Origin of the sequence: Methylomonas lenta, from assembly GCF_001644015.1 — a bacterium.
Lineage (GTDB): Bacteria > Pseudomonadota > Gammaproteobacteria > Methylococcales > Methylomonadaceae > Methylomonas > Methylomonas lenta.
In genome coordinates, this window is record NZ_LUUI01000091.1 from 61,868 (window position 1) to 77,767 (window position 15,900).

Consider the following 15,900-nt stretch of genomic DNA (forward strand, 5'->3'; position numbering starts at 1 on the left):
GTAAAATATCTAGTATAGTGTTGTTCAAATGGTTATTGCTATCGGCACTTTTTCTTAAGTTATGTTTTTATGTCTTAGGTTTTTGCTTTCAATTTGAGTGGTTTAACGAATTGTCGTGCCCAATATCCAAGTTTTTAACTGATTGGAGTTTCATTATGCTGACGCTTGTTGTACGAGGTTTACCGCCCACCGCTACCGAATCGGGCTTACATGATTTGTTTGCCGCCCACGGTAAAGTCTTTAATATGAAAGTCAATCAGGATTTCTTTACCGGTCAAATGCGTGGCTTCGCCATGATTGATATGGAAGGACATGAAGCTCGCGCGGCTATTGCCGCCTTAAATGGACGTGATTTTCTAGGTAAGACCATTTATGTTGATGTCGACAAAGGCGTGCCAAAAGGTAAGCGCGGTCGGCGTTGATTGTTTGACAGTATGCGTTTAGCGCTTTGTTAGCGCGGCTTATTGGTTTAAGGCTAAAGAAGAAGTCTGACTTAAGTCGCGCTACGTTAGCTGGTAATTTACTGGTAAAATTGTTTTTATTTATTTCTTAGCCTGACGGCATGAAAAAAGTTGCAAAAGTCATTTCACAGTCAAATAACTCACTCGTTCAGTCTATGCCCGAAGAAAACTTACAGACTATGGGCGCGCGGGTCAGACATTATCGTGAGCGATTGGGTTTGAGTCAGGAAGAACTTGCCTTGCGAGTTGGCGCTGCGCAGCAGACCATTCAAAGCCTGGAATCCGGCAAAATTAGAAAAAGTACTTTCCTGCCGCATATTGCCAAGGCGCTAGGCGTTGATTTTGACGCACTATTGCTAGGCAAAGCACAACCTCAGGTTATTCGAACCTCGCGGCCTTTATTGATGGCAACAACCCGGCGTGTTCCATTATTCACCACCCGAGACTGTGAAGTAGTGCAAGCTTTTTTACAAGATCAATCGGTGCAATCAGCTAGCGGGAAATGGGTGTCTATGGATTATTCCTTACCGTTTGCTGAATCCGGCTTGCGATTGTTTGCTTTGAAACTGAGCTTGAGTGACGAAGCGTTTCAACCGGAATTTAGACCGGGCGATCAATTAGTCATCGATCCCGATGCACCCATTCAACCTAGTGATCCGGTTATAGTATTCAAGCCGGGTGCGGAACGGCTCAATTTGAATCGTTATCGAGTGGTATCGCAATCGGGTGCCGATATCGATTATGAATTAGTCTCTATCCATCCCGATTTTCCCAGTTTTGCTGGCGATGAACTCAAGTCGCTGCAGATTTTGGGGTCCGTCATTCAAATGCGTCGCCCCACCTCAAGTCGTATACGACTGGCCGTGCTTGAAGAACAGTATGGCTAAATACTGTGTCTTTATTACGGCTCAATAATTAATATTATCCTTTTAATTTAATAATATAGAAAAGAAATGAGTAATCTTCCTAACTGCCCAAAATGTGGCTCAGAATATACTTACAACGATGGTAGCCAATACGTTTGCCCCGAATGTGCCCACGAATGGGCCATTGATGCGCAGGCTGATGGAGAGACTGATGACCGCGTCATTAAAGATGCTAATGGCAATGTGTTGCAAGATGGCGATACGGTGACTGTAATCAAAGACTTGAAAGTAAAAGGTTCTTCTTTAGTGGTTAAGGTTGGCACCAAAGTGAAAGGTATACGTTTGGTTGATGGCGATCACGATATCGACTGTAAAATTGATGGCATTGGTGCGATGAAGTTAAAGTCAGAGTTTGTCAAAAAAGTCTGATTTGATTCAGTTTAATTTCAATGGCTAGTCATGAAGAAAAGCGATTTTAACTATCATCTGCCGCCGGAGTTGATTGCGCAAAAACCCCTAGCTCAAAGAAGTGCTAGTCGTTTGTTGCAATTAAATAAACAAACCGGCGAATTGTCAGACGGACAATTTAGCCAGTTTATCGATTTGTTGCAGCCAGATGATTTGCTGGTGTTTAACGATACCAAAGTGATTCCGGCGCGTTTATTTGCCAGCAAAACTAGTGGAGGCAAGGTCGAAATACTCATTGAGCGTATTGAAGACCCACATCAGGCGCTGGCGCATGTTAGGGCTAGTAAAACGCCCAAAACCGATGCGTTACTACAGCTTGAAAACGGGGTATTTTGTAGAGTTCTAGGCCGAGAAGAGGATTTGTTCCGCTTGCGGTTTGAAACAGAACTGACATTGTTGGAAGTATTGGCTAGTATCGGCCATATGCCATTACCGCCTTATATCGATCGAGCCGACGATATAAGCGATCTCGATCGCTATCAAACCGTGTTTGCCAAACAGGCTGGAGCCGTTGCCGCACCTACCGCGGGATTGCATTTTGATGAGTACACGCTAAAGTTGCTGGAGCAAAAAGGCATCCAAAGCAGTTTTGTTACTTTGCATGTGGGGAGCGGTACTTTTCAGCCGGTACGCGTTGAGGAGTTAACTCAGCATGTGATGCACAAAGAATATTTTGACGTATCTGCAGCCTGCGTGGAAGCCGTTAGGCAAACTAAAGCCCGTGGCGGGCGAGTGGTGGCGATTGGCACCACTGCAGTAAGGGCGCTAGAGTCTGCATCGGCAAACGGCGAATTGCAAGCAGGTTGTGGCGATACCCAATTGTTCATTACCCCCGGCTACACCTTCAAAACTGTGGATGCAATGCTGACAAATTTCCACTTGCCGGAATCAACCCTGCTGATGCTGATTTCTGCCTTTGCAGGCTACGATTCGGTGATGAAGGCTTATCAGCATGCTATTGAGCAGCGCTACCGATTTTTTAGTTATGGCGATGCGATGGCGATTATTTAGACTGATTTTGCAGTGTTCACTAAAACCTCTTTGATGAGTGGTTTTTGATTACGCTGTATAGTAATCGGCCTGCAAATATACAAGATTCAACCGAAATGAAATCAATCGACATTTTCCCTTGGAATGATAATTTCAATACTGGTGTGCCGCAAATTGACGAGCAACACCGTCGATTGGTTGAATTGTTGAATACGCTCGCCAGTCATGTAGCTTATCAATCCAATCTCCCTGCTATCAATAACATCATTGATCAGCTGGCGGATTATGCTGTTTACCATTTCGAGACTGAAGAATCTATTTGGCATCAGTATTTCCCTGAAGACATGTTAGAAACGCAGCACAAAAAAGTGCACAACAGTTTTATAGAGACTGTGGTCAGGCTTAAAAGTGAACAAGCCAGCAAATCCCCTTTGAAATTGGTAGAGGAAATTCTGGCTTTTTTAACCCGTTGGCTAGCAGCACATATTTTGGAGAGTGACAGGCATTTAGCGGCGATAGTATTGGCCATGCAATCAGGCATGCCATTAGAGCAAGCTAAAATTCAGGCTAATAAAACCATGAATGGAGCTAATCGACTGCTGATTGATATCATTTTGTCTATTTACGAATGCTTGTCGACCAATACGCTGCATTTGATGCGTCAACTCAATCAGAATCAACAAGATCAATTGTTTTTGCTAAAACTGTCTCAGGCGGTCGAGCAAAGTCCCAGCTCCATTATTATTACTAATCTGTATGCCGAAATAGAGTTCGTTAATCAGGCCTTTGAAAAGGTAACCGGATACAGTCGTAGTGAACTGCTGGGGCAAAATCCACGGATTTTGCAATCCGGCAAAACCTCAAAACAAACTTATCTTGAGTTGTGGGATACCTTGCTGCGTGGGGAAATCTGGAAAGGTGAGTTAATTAATAAACGCAAAAATGGCAGTGAATATATCGAATGGGCGCTGATATCTCCGGTGATACAGCCTGATGGCAGTATCACTCATTATCTGGCCATTAAAGAAGATATTACTGAACGCAAGCATATTGAATCGCGCCTGATTGAAAGCGAGTCTCACCTGCGCGCCATCATCGAAAACGAGCCGGAATGTATCAAAATTTTGGATGCTGAAGGGCTATTGGTTGAAATGAATCCGGCGGGCTTGGCCATGATTCAGGCGGATGATTTCGCACAAGTATCAGGAGCTGTGGTTTTAGATTTGGTCGCTCCGGAACATCGTCAGGCCTTTGCCGATATGCATCAGCAAGTACTGGCCGGTACATCAGTATTATTGGAATACGAAATAATCGGTCTTAAAGGTGCGCGTCGCTGGTTGGAAACCCATGCAGTACCAATGAAAGATGCCAAAGGCAACGTTTGTCAACTGGCTATCGACCGAGACGTCAGTCAACGTAAAGAGAATGAAAACCTGCTGAGGATTGCGGCAACAGCTTTTGAGTCGCAAGAAGGCATGATGGTGACGGATGGAAAAACCACCATCCTGCGAGTGAATAAAGCCTTTACCAAGATTACCGGCTATACAGCCGAAGAGGTGATTGGTAAAACGCCCAAGTTGCTAAAATCCGGCCGCCACCCTCCGGTTTTTTATGCCGAGTTATGGGATAGGATTAATCGCACCGGGGAATGGGATGGGGAAATATGGAATCGGCGTAAATCCGGCGATGACTATCCGCAGCATATGATGATTAAAGCTGTTAAGGACTTGGATTTAAAAGTGACGCATTATGTATGCACCTTGACGGATGATACTCTTAGAAAAGCCGCCGCGGATAAAATCGAACGACTGGCCATTTACGACCCGCTCACCGGTCTGCCAAATCGTCAGTTGCTACATGATAGATTAAAGCCTGCGTTGGCCAATAGCAGTCGCTCGGGCTTGCACGGCGCCTTGCTATTTATCGATCTGGATAATTTCAAAGCGCTAAACGATACACTGGGTCATGATATGGGGGATTTATTGCTACAGCAGGTTGCCGAACGCTTGGTGACTTGTGTCAGAGAAATTGATACGGTTGCCAGACTGGGCGGTGATGAGTTTGTGGTGATGCTGGAAGATTTAAACGCGGATATATTGGTCGCGATAAAACAAGCCGAGCTGATTGGTCAGAAGGTTATCGGTGTTATCAATCAGCCGTTCCAATTGATGGCTCACAACTATATCAGCACACCCAGCATAGGCATTGCCTTATTTAAAGGTCAGCATGAGTCGGCAGATCAACTGTTAAAACATGCCGATATCGCCATGTATCAAGCAAAAACATCGGGTCGCAACACCTTATGCTTTTTTGATCCGCAGATGCAGGAAATGGTGTCGGCCAAGGTTTCTATGCAAACTGATCTGCGTCAAGCGCTCGATCAACAACAATTTGAACTTTATTACCAAATCCAAGTGGATGCTGCCGATCGCACTTTGGGTGCCGAGGCTTTGATTCGTTGGTTTCATCCTGTGCGTGGTCTGGTTTCGCCAGGTGAGTTCATTCCACTGGCAGAAGAAATTGGCATTGTCCAGGGCATAGGTCATTGGGTATTGGAAAAAGCCTGTGGCCAAATTCAGGCCTGGCAGCAGAATCCTCTTGCTTGTGATTTGACGCTGTCAGTTAACGTCAGTCCTAAACAATTTTTTCAAACCGATTTTGTCAATCAGGTGCAGTCGCTCATCCATTCCTATGCTATCAATCCTCACTTACTTAAGCTGGAGTTGACTGAAAGTATTTTGATCAAAAATGTTGAGGATACAATTGCCACCATGAATCAATTAGGCGCAATGGGCGTCCAGTTTTCTTTGGATGATTTTGGCACTGGCTACTCTTCTTTACAGTATCTGAAAAAGCTGCCCTTGAATCAGCTAAAAATCGATCAGTCTTTTGTACGTGATTTGGCAACCGATAGCGGCGACCAGGCGATTGTGCGTACCATTATTGCGATGGCGAAAAGTTTAGGTCTTAACGTAATTGCTGAAGGTGTGGAAACATTCGAGCAACGACAGTTTCTATTGGGCAGTGATTGCACCCATTTTCAGGGTTATCTATTTAGCAAGCCCTTACCGATCAATCAGTTTGAAGATCTTTTGAAAGCAATGGCCGGCTGATAGCTTGAAATATCTGCCCAGCCAAAAATGCCTGTATTTATAGGTCAGTATGGAGTCAGACTGCTTGCAGATATCATATTAAGATTAATTTCAAGCACAGGCATATCAGGTCAGTTACGTTAGGTGCTTGGCGACTGCTAGATGTTGAGTTAGTGGTGGATATCCAGTTTTTTAGTCAAGTTGAGGCTAAAAAATCTGCATGCTGGCAAAAGTCTGTTTTGCCGAAGAACAGGATAAACAATCCTACTTTATAAAAATCAAAGGGTGACAAGATGAAACCGATGACAGTTGAACCCATTCAAGCAAGCAATAAGTCATATCGCTGCAAAACCGGCATATGGCGCGCAATGTTGTTAACGCTGGTAATATTGCCAGTGGGCTGTAATAAAGACGAACAAGCGGCCGACACCACCACATCATCAGCTGATTCGCCACCGGTTCAAGCAGCAGCCACACCAGCAGAGGCCATGCCTATACAACCAGCACCTGCGCCAGTAGCTCAACCTCTGACGGATCTGGAATCTTTGGTGGCACCGATTGCGCTCTACCCTGACCCATTGCTGGCGGAATTCCTGTTGGCGTCGACCTATCCTTTAGAGGTCGTGCAGGCCGCCCGTTGGCTGGAAACCAAGCCTGATTTGTCTACGCTTAGCAGTAAGAATTGGGATGCCAGTGTCTTGCGTCTTACCAGTGTGCCGATGGTGATCAAGATGATGGATGATCATCTGGACTGGACGACGCAACTGGGCGATGCTTTCCTGGCCAAACCCACAGCAGTGATGGACACCATTCAGACATTGCGCAAACGTGCGACGGATGCCGGCTACTTAAAAGACACCCCGGAACAAAAAGTAACCACTAAAACGGTGTCATTAGATCAAGCACCTGAAGCCAGCGGTGCGGTTGTTACGCCGGCAGTTATGACCAAAGAAGTCATTACCATAGAGCCCGCCAAAACCGATACTATCTATGTGCCTCAATACAACCCGGCGACTGTTTACCAGGCACCTTTGGCGCCGCCACCCACGGCAACGACAGTGGTCAACGTCAATTCCTCAGCCCCCGCACCTAGCTATTACCCCACGTATTATCCTGCGCCTGTAACCACTACGACCTCAAGTAATGATGCCTGGATGAACTTCGCGACCGGTGCGGTAGTCGGTGGGCTTTTGACCTGGGGTATCATGGAATGGACAAATAACAACAACGATTACTACCATGTTGGTCATTATTACGGTAACAGTGTTTGTCACAACGGCAATTGCTGGAGAGGCAACGGTGGTTATTATGGCGATCGCGGTAACGTCAATTACAACAGGAACAGCAACGTCAATTACAATAAAAACGTAAATGTCTCGGGTAACGAGATCAATATTGGTGGTGGCAACAGCTTTAGTCAGAACAATTTAAGAGCCTCGCAACAACCCGCAGGCTGGCAGCCCAATCCTCAGCATAGACGCGGACAGGCATATCCGGACAATGTACAAAAAAGGCTGGGAAGCACTCAACAACCGGCGTTGGCCGGACAAAGACTAGGTGCGGCTCAAACTTTGCCAGCCAACGCGCGGGGATACCCCCAAGCTGGGCAACGTCCCGCAGCTAGCACCTTGCCGGCCGGACGCAGACCTTCCAGTGCCGACATTCAGCAACAGTTGGCACAAAAACCCGGCTCACAGACTAATCTCAAGCAAAATAAACCGTCAACGCGTGATATTCAAACTCGGCAGGGACAAGGCGCTCAAAATAGCGCATTTAAAGGTGGACAAAATGCAGGGCGGCCAGCTCAACTGGATAGTCAGCGTGGTTCACAGAGCCGCAAATCAACAGCTGCGGCAGCTCAGACCCGGCCAAAGGTAAATCAGCCGCCGGAGCGCGGACAAAGAAAAGCCCAGACGACTCAATTAACCGGCCAAGCCGGCAATAATCGAAGCCAACAATTAGCCAATCAACGTCGCTCTGAAGCCGCTAGACCCACTGCATTTGATGCGCCGCGCAATAAAAGTACTACCCAAAGCTTCAGTCAGCGAGGTGCTTCCAGCGTACAACGCTCGACCAGTGCCGGAAATGCACGTGCTGCAGGTGGAGGCTTGCGCAGTGGAGGAGGCGCACGTAGTGGCGGTGGAGCCAGGCGTCGATGATGAATAATCTTAACCATTCTAAACACAGTATGTATGTTTTTACTACGCCCAGAATATCGGGGAATACAGCTTTTATGCGTTGTAATGCTGACGTTCATCTTTTTAATTTAAGCAGTCAAGACTGAGGTTTAATATGAATTGCGAAATGAAATACTTGATTTTGGCGGCACTGATTTCAGCGCCTTTATTTGTGCATGCAGCCCCGCCAAGTTCTGTAATCAAGCCTGCTGCAGATAGCTTAGTCGTCACAGCAAAAGGTTTTCAGACTCCGGATGAAGCCGGCAAAGCGTTACTCGAAGCCATAGTCAGCGATGACAGTACTCAACTGATAGCCTTGTTTGGTAATCATGATGCTGAGTTGCTATCGTCTGGAGATGACGTTGAAGACAAAAATAATCGCGCCGAATTCGCTACCCTGGCGCAGGAAAAAATGCGAGTCGAAAAGATAGGCGAGGACAAAGCCATCATCTATGTCGGCAATATGGATTGGCCTTTTCCGATCCCTCTGGTGAAAAATGCTGATAGCTGGCATTTCGATACCCAACCGGGGCGTCAGGAAATTATCAATCGTCGTATTGGGCGTAACGAACTGAATACAGTGAGTGCCATGCAGGGCTATCAGGAGGCTCAGTTTGATTACGCCAATACAGACAGAGATGGTGACGGTGTGTTGGAATACGCGCAAAAATTGCAAAGCGAGCCAGGTAAATTCGATGGTCTATTCTGGGAGGCAGCAGAAGGTGAGCCACAAAGTCCTCTTGGACCACTGATCGCTGAAGCAAGAGCCGAGGGTTATAAAATTAAAGGCGTAACCGAAAAGCCTGCGCCTTATCACGGTTACTACTACCGTATTCTGACTCGGCAAGGCAAAAATGTTCCTGGTGGAAAATATGACTATGTTATCAATGGCCATATGATTGCTGGCTTCGGTTTGGTTGCCTTTCCTGCCCAATACGGTTCATCAGGTATTATGACATTTGTCGTCAATCACCAAGGTAAAGTCTATGAAAAAGACTTGGGTCCTAAAACCGCCGAAATAGTTGCGAAAATGAAAGAATACAATCCGGATGCGACCTGGGAACAGTTTTACGCACCTGAATAATTGCAGGCAGTATTTTAGCAATCATGCGTGTTAACCAATGCTTATGATCAGAGGTTAGTTAGCTGCAATGGCGTCCAAAGGCTTCGGGTTTTAAATAAATTAAAGACGAGTCTATGAATACCTCATAATCTCCAGCTGAAACAACAAGTAGAAAATTTCTATACTATTCAAATTTACATTACTAACATTAGGATTTATCAAATGAAATTCAAACATCTTGCTCTTGCTCTTGCTTTTGCAACCGGTAGTTTTTCCATGCTTAATAACGCCGCCTATGCTGAAGAAGCGGCAGCTGTCTCAACAAGTGCCGAAGATGGTGAAGATCTAAAGATGTTTCGCTTTGCTCTACGGATGGACAGGTTGGAGTTCATCAAAAGTGCAATGCAACTGGATGAGGCACAAGAGCAGAAGTTTTTGGAGCAATATGATCGTTTCGATATAGAGTTGAAAGCGTTACACGATGAACGCTTGGCAATCATAGAGGAATATGCGGCTAACTTTGACAAAATAACAGATAAGGAAGCCGATGTATTGGTTAAACGCTCTTTTGACTTCCGCAAAAAACGTACTGCACTGCTTGAAAAGTATTATCAGCTTGTGGCTAAGGCTACCTCAAAAGTCATAGCAGCGCGTTTTCTGCAAGTCGAAAGTGTCTTGCAGGGTACGGCCGATGTCACAATTGGCTCATCAATTCCGTTGATGGCAAAATAGCCACTCCTATTTAACTGCAAGACAGAAACTGTCCTCTCCTTTATAGCTATTGGATAAGTTGGAGAGGACGAAAGTTGGCTGTCATTAGCATTTCTACCTATATTAAGTGTTCGGTAAAATCGGTCCTTTAATTTATCAGCTGATTTACCCCATACTGTGAATTATCTTAAAGCCTATGAATTTAAATAAACTAAGCTACCTTGCTCTGCCTTTGGTCATCAGCTTGGCAGGTTGTTCTGCTCTCCAAAGCACTAGCAACGACGTAAAAGCTACAGTGGTAGAACCCGCGCCTGATGCCGGGTTTATTCAGCAGCCTAAACGTCAAACAGTGCATGCCGACTTACCTTTTCAAAAAGTCTGGATTAAACCGGGTTTTAACGCCGCGAAATATAAAGAAATTATTATTAGTCCGGTTAACACTCAATACATGCTGGAAATGGATTGGATGCACAGTATTACCGGGGCCAATATTCTAAGTGATGTTAAAAAAGACACCGCGGATTTGGCGAAGTATTTTCAAAGTCAGGTCATAAAGGATTTTGAAGAAGATCCCAATCATCGTTTTACGGTGATTAAATTCGCTGCGCAACATAAACAACCGGCTTTACAACTGGAGCTAGCCTTAATCGAAATCGATCCCTCTGCTTCAGTTTTACATGCCTTAAGCTGGGCAGGCCCGATAGGAACCGGTTCTGCAGTTGGCGCAGTCAATCAGCGCCGGGCGGCTTTTGAGGGGCGTTTGCGAGACAAACAGACCGGCGAGATTGTGGCGACCTTTGCTGATCGCGATATGCAGGATGTAGGACCTATCGATCTGACCCGGTTGACATGGTATGGACCGGCTAAGGGCATTATGAATCGTTGGGCCAAACAGTTTGTTCAGATTGCCAATCGTAAACCCGGCCAAGTCATCAGCGATGAGACAGCGTTTACCTTGAGACCTTTTTAAACTACCATCTATCTTGTTAAGTTGCTGCTGTCATTGAAGATTTCACTAGCAACTGGGGCGCAGGGTTTCTGGTATCAACAGGTTAAGTGTATAAAACGAGTTGCCGGGGCAATAAATAGCGCTAATACATAACCATAGCCTGAGTTTTTGCAGTGACGGTAGAAAATTTTCAATTCATCATAGAGAGATTAAACATGCAAGATTGCCAAACCAATAGCGTTTTATTGCGTCAAAACCCACTGCATCAACCCGTTTGGTTGCTGATATGTTCACTTTTTATATCGCTAGCGCTATTGACGGGTTGCCAGTCTGGAGGGGGTTCAAGGGAGAGTTCTAGAGTAGATGCGGCTCAGATTGACCGTGAAGTAAATGCCGCACTGTCTAATTTATATGCAACGACGCCGTCGGCAAAAATACTTGCGTCCAAGGCTAAAGGTATTCTGGTATTTCCAAATATTATAAAAGCAGGTTTTATTGGCGGTGCCGAATACGGTAAGGGTGCTATGCGTAAACATGGTCGGACCACCGGCTATTACAATATTGCTGCCGGTTCTTATGGCTTGCAAGCGGGTGTGCAATCGTTTAGTTATGTGATGTTTTTTATGAATAATGCTGCATTGGCTAGTTTAGACAAAACTGATGGATTCGAAGTCGGTGTCGGACCGAGTATCGTGATAATGGATGAAGGGATGGCTAAGAGAGTAACCAACACCACCCTAATGGAAGATGTATATACCTATGTATTTGGTCAACAAGGTTTGATGGCCGGGTTAGGTGTGCAGGGCTCTAAAATTTCTCGAATCAATCCTTAGGCCAATTTCGCCACAAAATAGATTTAGCTTGCCGGTCTTTTGACTGCTTTCCTTACGTTGTAAGAGGCCATTGTTTTTTCTGGGTTCCCGCATACGCGGGAACGATATATACGATTTAATCAGTGCTTTCTTAGTAACTGTTGTCGTTTATTGGCAATGCCAGTTTTCTCAAGGGTTTGCTCTGCTATATTTAAAAAGGCCGGAAGGCCTTTTTCGCCATTGCGCAAGTAGTCCTGTTCTAACACATGCTTAGCGGTTTCATGCGGCACGCACAAGCTGTCGGTCATCACAATATAGGTCAGTTCGAATAAACGTTTTAAAGCGATTTGCCAAGTGCTGCCACTGGTATTAAAAAGTGCGTCGCTGAACTGTAAGAAACGGACAAAGGGTTGCTCATCCAGCAAAACAGGTAAGGTTGCGATAAAGCGTCCAGAGTTGCCGATTAAATCCCAATAGCGGGCGAAGCGGTTGATGCGTTGCATATCACTAAACGACATGTCGGCGGTACTGAGAACGGAATAGGGCGGGTTGGGGTCGTAACGTAGTTGATAATCGAGGTTATGTCGGTTGATCGGCGCCCCTCGTAAACGTTTTAAAATACCTACCTGAATTTCCTGCGGCTTTAAAGCAAACAGTTGATCGAAACTGTGGCCGAAGTTTTCTAAAGTATCGCCAGGCAAGCCGGCAATCAGATCGGCATGAATGTGGGCATTAGAATGCTGTCGCAACCAGGATAAATTAGCCTGGGTTTTGGCGTTGTCCTGCTTGCGGCTGATACGATGCTGAATCTGCGGATCAAAACTTTGCACCCCCACTTCAAACTGCAAACTGCCGGGCGGAAATTGTTGTATGGCGAGTTTTAAGCGCTCGGGAAGATTATCAGGGATGACTTCAAAATGCAGATACAAGTCGGCCGTCATGCGCGACAGGAAAAATTCCAGTATGGCTACGCTGGTATCGACTTTAAGGTTAAACGTACGGTCGATGAACTTAAAATTTCGCGCCCCACGCTGATATAACGTATCCATGGACTGCAGAAAATTTTGCAGGGCAAAAGGTTTGGCGGTAGCGTCCAGTGATGATAGGCAGAACTCGCATTTAAACGGGCAGCCACGTGAGGCTTCTACATAAATAATGCGTTGGCGAATGTCGCTGTCGGTGTAAAAGGCATAGGGAGACGCCAAGGCATCCAAAGCTACTGTTTCGCCGCGGATGATTTTTTCTGCCGGAGGGTGGCCGGCAATAATTTGCTGGCAAAGGCTTGGGAAACTGATTTCGCCGTAGCCGGTAATGATGTAATCAGCTAGTTCGGCAATCTGCGGTAAATCGGGTGGATGGCTGACTTCTGGGCCACCCAAAATCAGCCTGATTTCAGGTGCTACTTGCTTGAGTATTGCCGCCAGTGCGGTTATTTCAGCAACATTCCAGATATAAACACCCAGACCGATAATCTCGGGTTGCTGTTGCAGCAGTTGTTCAGCAATGTCTATAGGACGTTGCTGAATGCCAAATTCTAAAAGTACCGTATCGGTTTGCAATGTCCCCATGTTGGCATACAGATAACGTAGGCCAAAAGCTGTGTGTATATAACGGGCGTTGAGAGTGCTGATGACAATGCGGGGCATGACGATTTATGAACTGAGGCGCAGAAAAAGATGCACAGCATAGCATTGTAGGGGGCTATTGAGTATTACGCACAAACACGCTTAAGGTATTATCAATGGAGAGATTATGAGTCGAATATTTCCAAATAAAGTTTCACCTGTCGGCGGAATTGAGTGGACACGTAAAAGCGGGAATGGATTAGAATTAACTTAATGGCATTAATGTTTGCGGTTTGCCGAGTCAATTTACCCGGTAAAACCGATAGGCAAGAGTCAGTTATGAGTAATGCTCAGAGTAATTTATGGCTGATACGTTTGGCGGATAACGCCAATATCCCATGGCATGCTTTGTAGTCGAAAATACGCCCATGGTTTTGTTAAACTCGGATTTAATTCATTAAAAAGGAAAAGCTAAAGATGATACCCGTCATACTTTCAGGAGGGTCAGGTACCCGTTTGTGGCCTTTATCGCGCGCCCAATATCCTAAACAATTTCTACCTTTGGTGTCTGGCCACACCATGATTCAGGAAACCTTGCTTAGAATGAATGGCGTAGCTGACTTACAGCCACCGATTGCAGTTTGTAATGAAGATCATCGATTCATGATGGCTGAGCAGTTGTGGGAAATTGGTAGCAAGCCTGCAGCGATTATTCTTGAGCCTGTCGGCAAAAACACTGCCCCGGCGGTGGCCATGGCGGCTTTGTGTGCAGCATCTGAGGACGATATTTTGCTGATATTGCCTGCCGATCACGTTATTTCGAATACCGCAGCTTTTCATAGCGCTATTGTCCAGGCTGAAAAGTTGGCACAGCAGGACTTGTTAGTCACCTTTGGGGTTGTCGCTACCGAGCCGGAAACAGGATATGGCTACATTAAGGCTGATAAAACTCAGCTAGGTGATGGCTTTAAAGTCGCAGCCTTTGTAGAAAAACCGGATCAAGCAACCGCTCAGCGTTATATCGAAACCGGTGGGTATTTCTGGAATAGCGGCATGTTTGCCTTTAAAGCCGGTTGTTTCTTACATGAGTTGGAAAAATTCAATCCACAGATGTTAAAAGTCTGCCGAGAGGCATTGGCGGCGGCTAAAGTGGATCTTGATTTTACGCGATTGGATAAAGACATCTTTTTGACCTGCCCATCAGACTCCATAGACTATGCCGTGATGGAAAAAACCGACAAAGCCGCGGTCATTCCACTGGATGCCGGCTGGAACGATGTCGGTTCCTGGTCGGCGCTATGGGACGTGACCGGTAAAGATGCGGTGGGTAATGCTATCAAAGGTGATGTTTTGACTATTGATACCAGCAACTCCTATATTCATTCCAGTAGCAAATTGGTGGCTGTGATTGGCGTGCAGGATCTGGTGGTGGTCGAAACTGATGACGCGGTGATGGTTGCTGCCAAAGATCGCGTACAGGATGTCAAAGCCATTGTCGATCAGCTAAAAGCTTTGAATCGCGATGAGGCACATGTGCATCGTAAAGTGTATCGGCCTTGGGGGCATTATGATTTGGTCGATGCGGGTGATCGCCACCACACCAAACGCATTGTAGTTAAACCCGGTGCTAAATTGTCGGTGCAAAAGCATCATCACCGTGCCGAGCATTGGGTGGTGGTAAAAGGTACCGCCTGGGTGCATAAGGATGGCGAAGAAATTATGGTGACTGAAAATGAGTCTATTTATATCCCGGTGGGCGTAGTGCATAGCCTGGAAAACCCAGGGGTCATACCGCTTGAAATGGTCGAAGTGCAGTCCGGTAGTTATTTGGGAGAAGATGACATCGTGCGTTACCAGGATAATTACGGGCGCATTTAAATTATTCTGTTTCGCTAACGTGCTGTGAAGGTAAAGATCTCACGGCACCGTTGTCATAATCCTGTCACATCTCTGGATTACTATCAGTTTATTACTTGATGCTGAAATGAGTGCGACGATGAATGCGAGTTTGACTGAAAATAATTTAAGGCAACACACTTTAAAGTCTTTTGATGTTGAATTGAATCAAATGCAAGCTCAAGTGGCTGGGATGGTTGGGCTGGTGATGTATCAGCTGGATCAAACCATGCAGGCTCTTCATGATGCCGATATGGCGATGGCGCTGAAGGTTGTAGAGCGCGATTTCAAGCTCGATCAATACGAAACCCAGATCGATAACACAGTTATTCAGGTGCTCGCTCGGCATTGCCCGGTGGCAAATGATTTGCGTATCGTTATTTCGGTATCAAAAATTGCCTATGAGCTGGAAAAAATGGGTGATGAAATTACTTGTTTTGCCAAGTTGGTGAGCAAGCTGTTCGACCCGGCAAGCAGTAATCCCAATCCTAAATTACTAGCCGATATCGTTAAAATTGGTGATTTGGTCAGAACCATGCTGACTAAATTATTGTTGGCACTAGACAAGCATGAACTGGCGCAAGCCTATCTATTATTGCAATATGATAGGGAGTGCGAAATCGAATTGGAAGAAGGTATTCGCCATCAATTAAGTTTTATCCTGCATGACGCTCGCTTAATCCATAGAGCTATGGATGTAATGCAAATCATGAAAACACTGGAGCGTTGTGGCGAGCACAGCAAAAATATTGCCGAATACATAGTCTTTATGCTTGAGGGTGTCGATATTCGCCATTTTAGTGCTGGCTAGATGACAAATTAAGCTTAAGAATATGCATGGAATATCATA

Annotated in this window: 14 protein-coding genes; 13 read left to right on the forward strand and 1 reads right to left on the reverse strand. The window is 45.7% G+C overall.

Features of this window, described 5'->3' with window-relative positions; translation table 11 throughout:
• Positions 1 to 155: 155 nt before the first annotated feature.
• From A1359_RS07640 to A1359_RS07685, 10 genes are all read left to right on the forward strand, one after another.
• Positions 156 to 422, forward strand: a complete 267-nt coding sequence (locus A1359_RS07640) for an RNA recognition motif domain-containing protein (RefSeq protein WP_066980458.1) — start codon at positions 156 to 158, stop codon at positions 420 to 422.
• 140 nt (positions 423 to 562) lie between these two features.
• Complete coding sequence (locus tag A1359_RS07645; RefSeq protein WP_066980461.1) at positions 563 to 1,348, forward strand: XRE family transcriptional regulator; 786 nt, start codon at positions 563 to 565, stop codon at positions 1,346 to 1,348.
• A 66-nt stretch (positions 1,349 to 1,414) separates the two neighbouring features.
• The gene (locus A1359_RS07650) at positions 1,415 to 1,756 is read left to right on the forward strand and encodes a zinc ribbon domain-containing protein YjdM (protein ID WP_066980464.1); all 342 of its coding nucleotides are present in this window, start codon (positions 1,415 to 1,417) and stop codon (positions 1,754 to 1,756) included.
• Positions 1,757 to 1,786: 30 nt separating this feature from the next.
• Positions 1,787 to 2,806 (forward strand): tRNA preQ1(34) S-adenosylmethionine ribosyltransferase-isomerase QueA, encoded by a 1,020-nt coding sequence (gene queA, locus A1359_RS07655; RefSeq protein ID WP_066980468.1) that lies wholly within the window; start codon positions 1,787 to 1,789, stop codon positions 2,804 to 2,806.
• A gap of 95 nt (positions 2,807 to 2,901) precedes the next feature.
• Positions 2,902 to 5,898, forward strand: a complete 2,997-nt coding sequence (locus A1359_RS07660) for a bacteriohemerythrin (RefSeq protein WP_083960551.1) — start codon at positions 2,902 to 2,904, stop codon at positions 5,896 to 5,898.
• 272 nt (positions 5,899 to 6,170) lie between these two features.
• Positions 6,171 to 8,036: a DUF3300 domain-containing protein gene (locus A1359_RS07665; RefSeq protein WP_066980471.1), complete on the forward strand. Its 1,866-nt coding sequence runs from the start codon at positions 6,171 to 6,173 to the stop codon at positions 8,034 to 8,036.
• Positions 8,037 to 8,169: 133 nt separating this feature from the next.
• On the forward strand, positions 8,170 to 9,138 hold the full coding sequence (locus tag A1359_RS07670; protein WP_083960552.1) for a DUF2950 domain-containing protein: 969 nt from the start codon (positions 8,170 to 8,172) through the stop codon (positions 9,136 to 9,138).
• A gap of 201 nt (positions 9,139 to 9,339) precedes the next feature.
• A complete protein-coding gene (locus tag A1359_RS07675) occupies positions 9,340 to 9,849 on the forward strand; it encodes a hypothetical protein (RefSeq protein WP_066980474.1) in 510 nt (169 codons plus the stop codon).
• 175 nt (positions 9,850 to 10,024) lie between these two features.
• Positions 10,025 to 10,798 (forward strand): DUF3313 family protein, encoded by a 774-nt coding sequence (locus tag A1359_RS07680; protein ID WP_066980476.1) that lies wholly within the window; start codon positions 10,025 to 10,027, stop codon positions 10,796 to 10,798.
• A gap of 194 nt (positions 10,799 to 10,992) precedes the next feature.
• Complete coding sequence (locus A1359_RS07685) at positions 10,993 to 11,610, forward strand: lipid-binding SYLF domain-containing protein (RefSeq protein WP_066980478.1); 618 nt, start codon at positions 10,993 to 10,995, stop codon at positions 11,608 to 11,610.
• 119 nt (positions 11,611 to 11,729) lie between these two features.
• On the opposite strand, the gene A1359_RS07690 is transcribed toward A1359_RS07685, so the two are convergent.
• Positions 11,730 to 13,235: a B12-binding domain-containing radical SAM protein gene (locus tag A1359_RS07690; RefSeq protein ID WP_066980481.1), complete on the reverse strand. Its 1,506-nt coding sequence runs from the start codon at positions 13,233 to 13,235 to the stop codon at positions 11,730 to 11,732.
• Between the two features lie 192 nt (positions 13,236 to 13,427).
• Here A1359_RS07690 and A1359_RS22315 point away from each other — a divergent pair, with 192 nt between their 5' ends.
• From A1359_RS22315 to phoU, 3 genes are all read left to right on the forward strand, one after another.
• Complete coding sequence (locus A1359_RS22315; protein WP_157200500.1) at positions 13,428 to 13,568, forward strand: hypothetical protein; 141 nt, start codon at positions 13,428 to 13,430, stop codon at positions 13,566 to 13,568.
• Positions 13,569 to 13,631: 63 nt separating this feature from the next.
• On the forward strand, positions 13,632 to 15,032 hold the full coding sequence (locus A1359_RS07695; protein ID WP_066980484.1) for a mannose-1-phosphate guanylyltransferase/mannose-6-phosphate isomerase: 1,401 nt from the start codon (positions 13,632 to 13,634) through the stop codon (positions 15,030 to 15,032).
• A 106-nt stretch (positions 15,033 to 15,138) separates the two neighbouring features.
• Positions 15,139 to 15,861 carry a phosphate signaling complex protein PhoU gene (gene phoU, locus A1359_RS07700; RefSeq protein WP_232322155.1) on the forward strand — a complete coding sequence of 241 codons (723 nt, stop codon included), beginning with the start codon at positions 15,139 to 15,141 and terminating at the stop codon, positions 15,859 to 15,861.
• Positions 15,862 to 15,900 lie beyond the last annotated feature (39 nt).

Bases quoted from the DNA above. Each gene is read 5' to 3' on its own strand.
- A1359_RS07640 (WP_066980458.1), top strand. From the start codon at position 156: ATGCTGACGCTTGTTGTACGAGGTTTACCGCCCACCGCTACCGAATCG.
- A1359_RS07645 (WP_066980461.1), top strand. From the start codon at position 563: ATGAAAAAAGTTGCAAAAGTCATTTCACAGTCAAATAACTCACTCGTT.
- A1359_RS07650 (WP_066980464.1), top strand. From the start codon at position 1,415: ATGAGTAATCTTCCTAACTGCCCAAAATGTGGCTCAGAATATACTTAC.
- queA (WP_066980468.1), top strand. From the start codon at position 1,787: ATGAAGAAAAGCGATTTTAACTATCATCTGCCGCCGGAGTTGATTGCG.
- A1359_RS07660 (WP_083960551.1), top strand. From the start codon at position 2,902: ATGAAATCAATCGACATTTTCCCTTGGAATGATAATTTCAATACTGGT.
- A1359_RS07665 (WP_066980471.1), top strand. From the start codon at position 6,171: ATGAAACCGATGACAGTTGAACCCATTCAAGCAAGCAATAAGTCATAT.
- A1359_RS07670 (WP_083960552.1), top strand. From the start codon at position 8,170: ATGAATTGCGAAATGAAATACTTGATTTTGGCGGCACTGATTTCAGCG.
- A1359_RS07675 (WP_066980474.1), top strand. From the start codon at position 9,340: ATGAAATTCAAACATCTTGCTCTTGCTCTTGCTTTTGCAACCGGTAGT.
- A1359_RS07680 (WP_066980476.1), top strand. From the start codon at position 10,025: ATGAATTTAAATAAACTAAGCTACCTTGCTCTGCCTTTGGTCATCAGC.
- A1359_RS07685 (WP_066980478.1), top strand. From the start codon at position 10,993: ATGCAAGATTGCCAAACCAATAGCGTTTTATTGCGTCAAAACCCACTG.
- A1359_RS07690 (WP_066980481.1), bottom strand. From the start codon at position 13,235: ATGCCCCGCATTGTCATCAGCACTCTCAACGCCCGTTATATACACACA.
- A1359_RS22315 (WP_157200500.1), top strand. From the start codon at position 13,428: ATGGCATTAATGTTTGCGGTTTGCCGAGTCAATTTACCCGGTAAAACC.
- A1359_RS07695 (WP_066980484.1), top strand. From the start codon at position 13,632: ATGATACCCGTCATACTTTCAGGAGGGTCAGGTACCCGTTTGTGGCCT.
- phoU (WP_232322155.1), top strand. From the start codon at position 15,139: ATGAGTGCGACGATGAATGCGAGTTTGACTGAAAATAATTTAAGGCAA.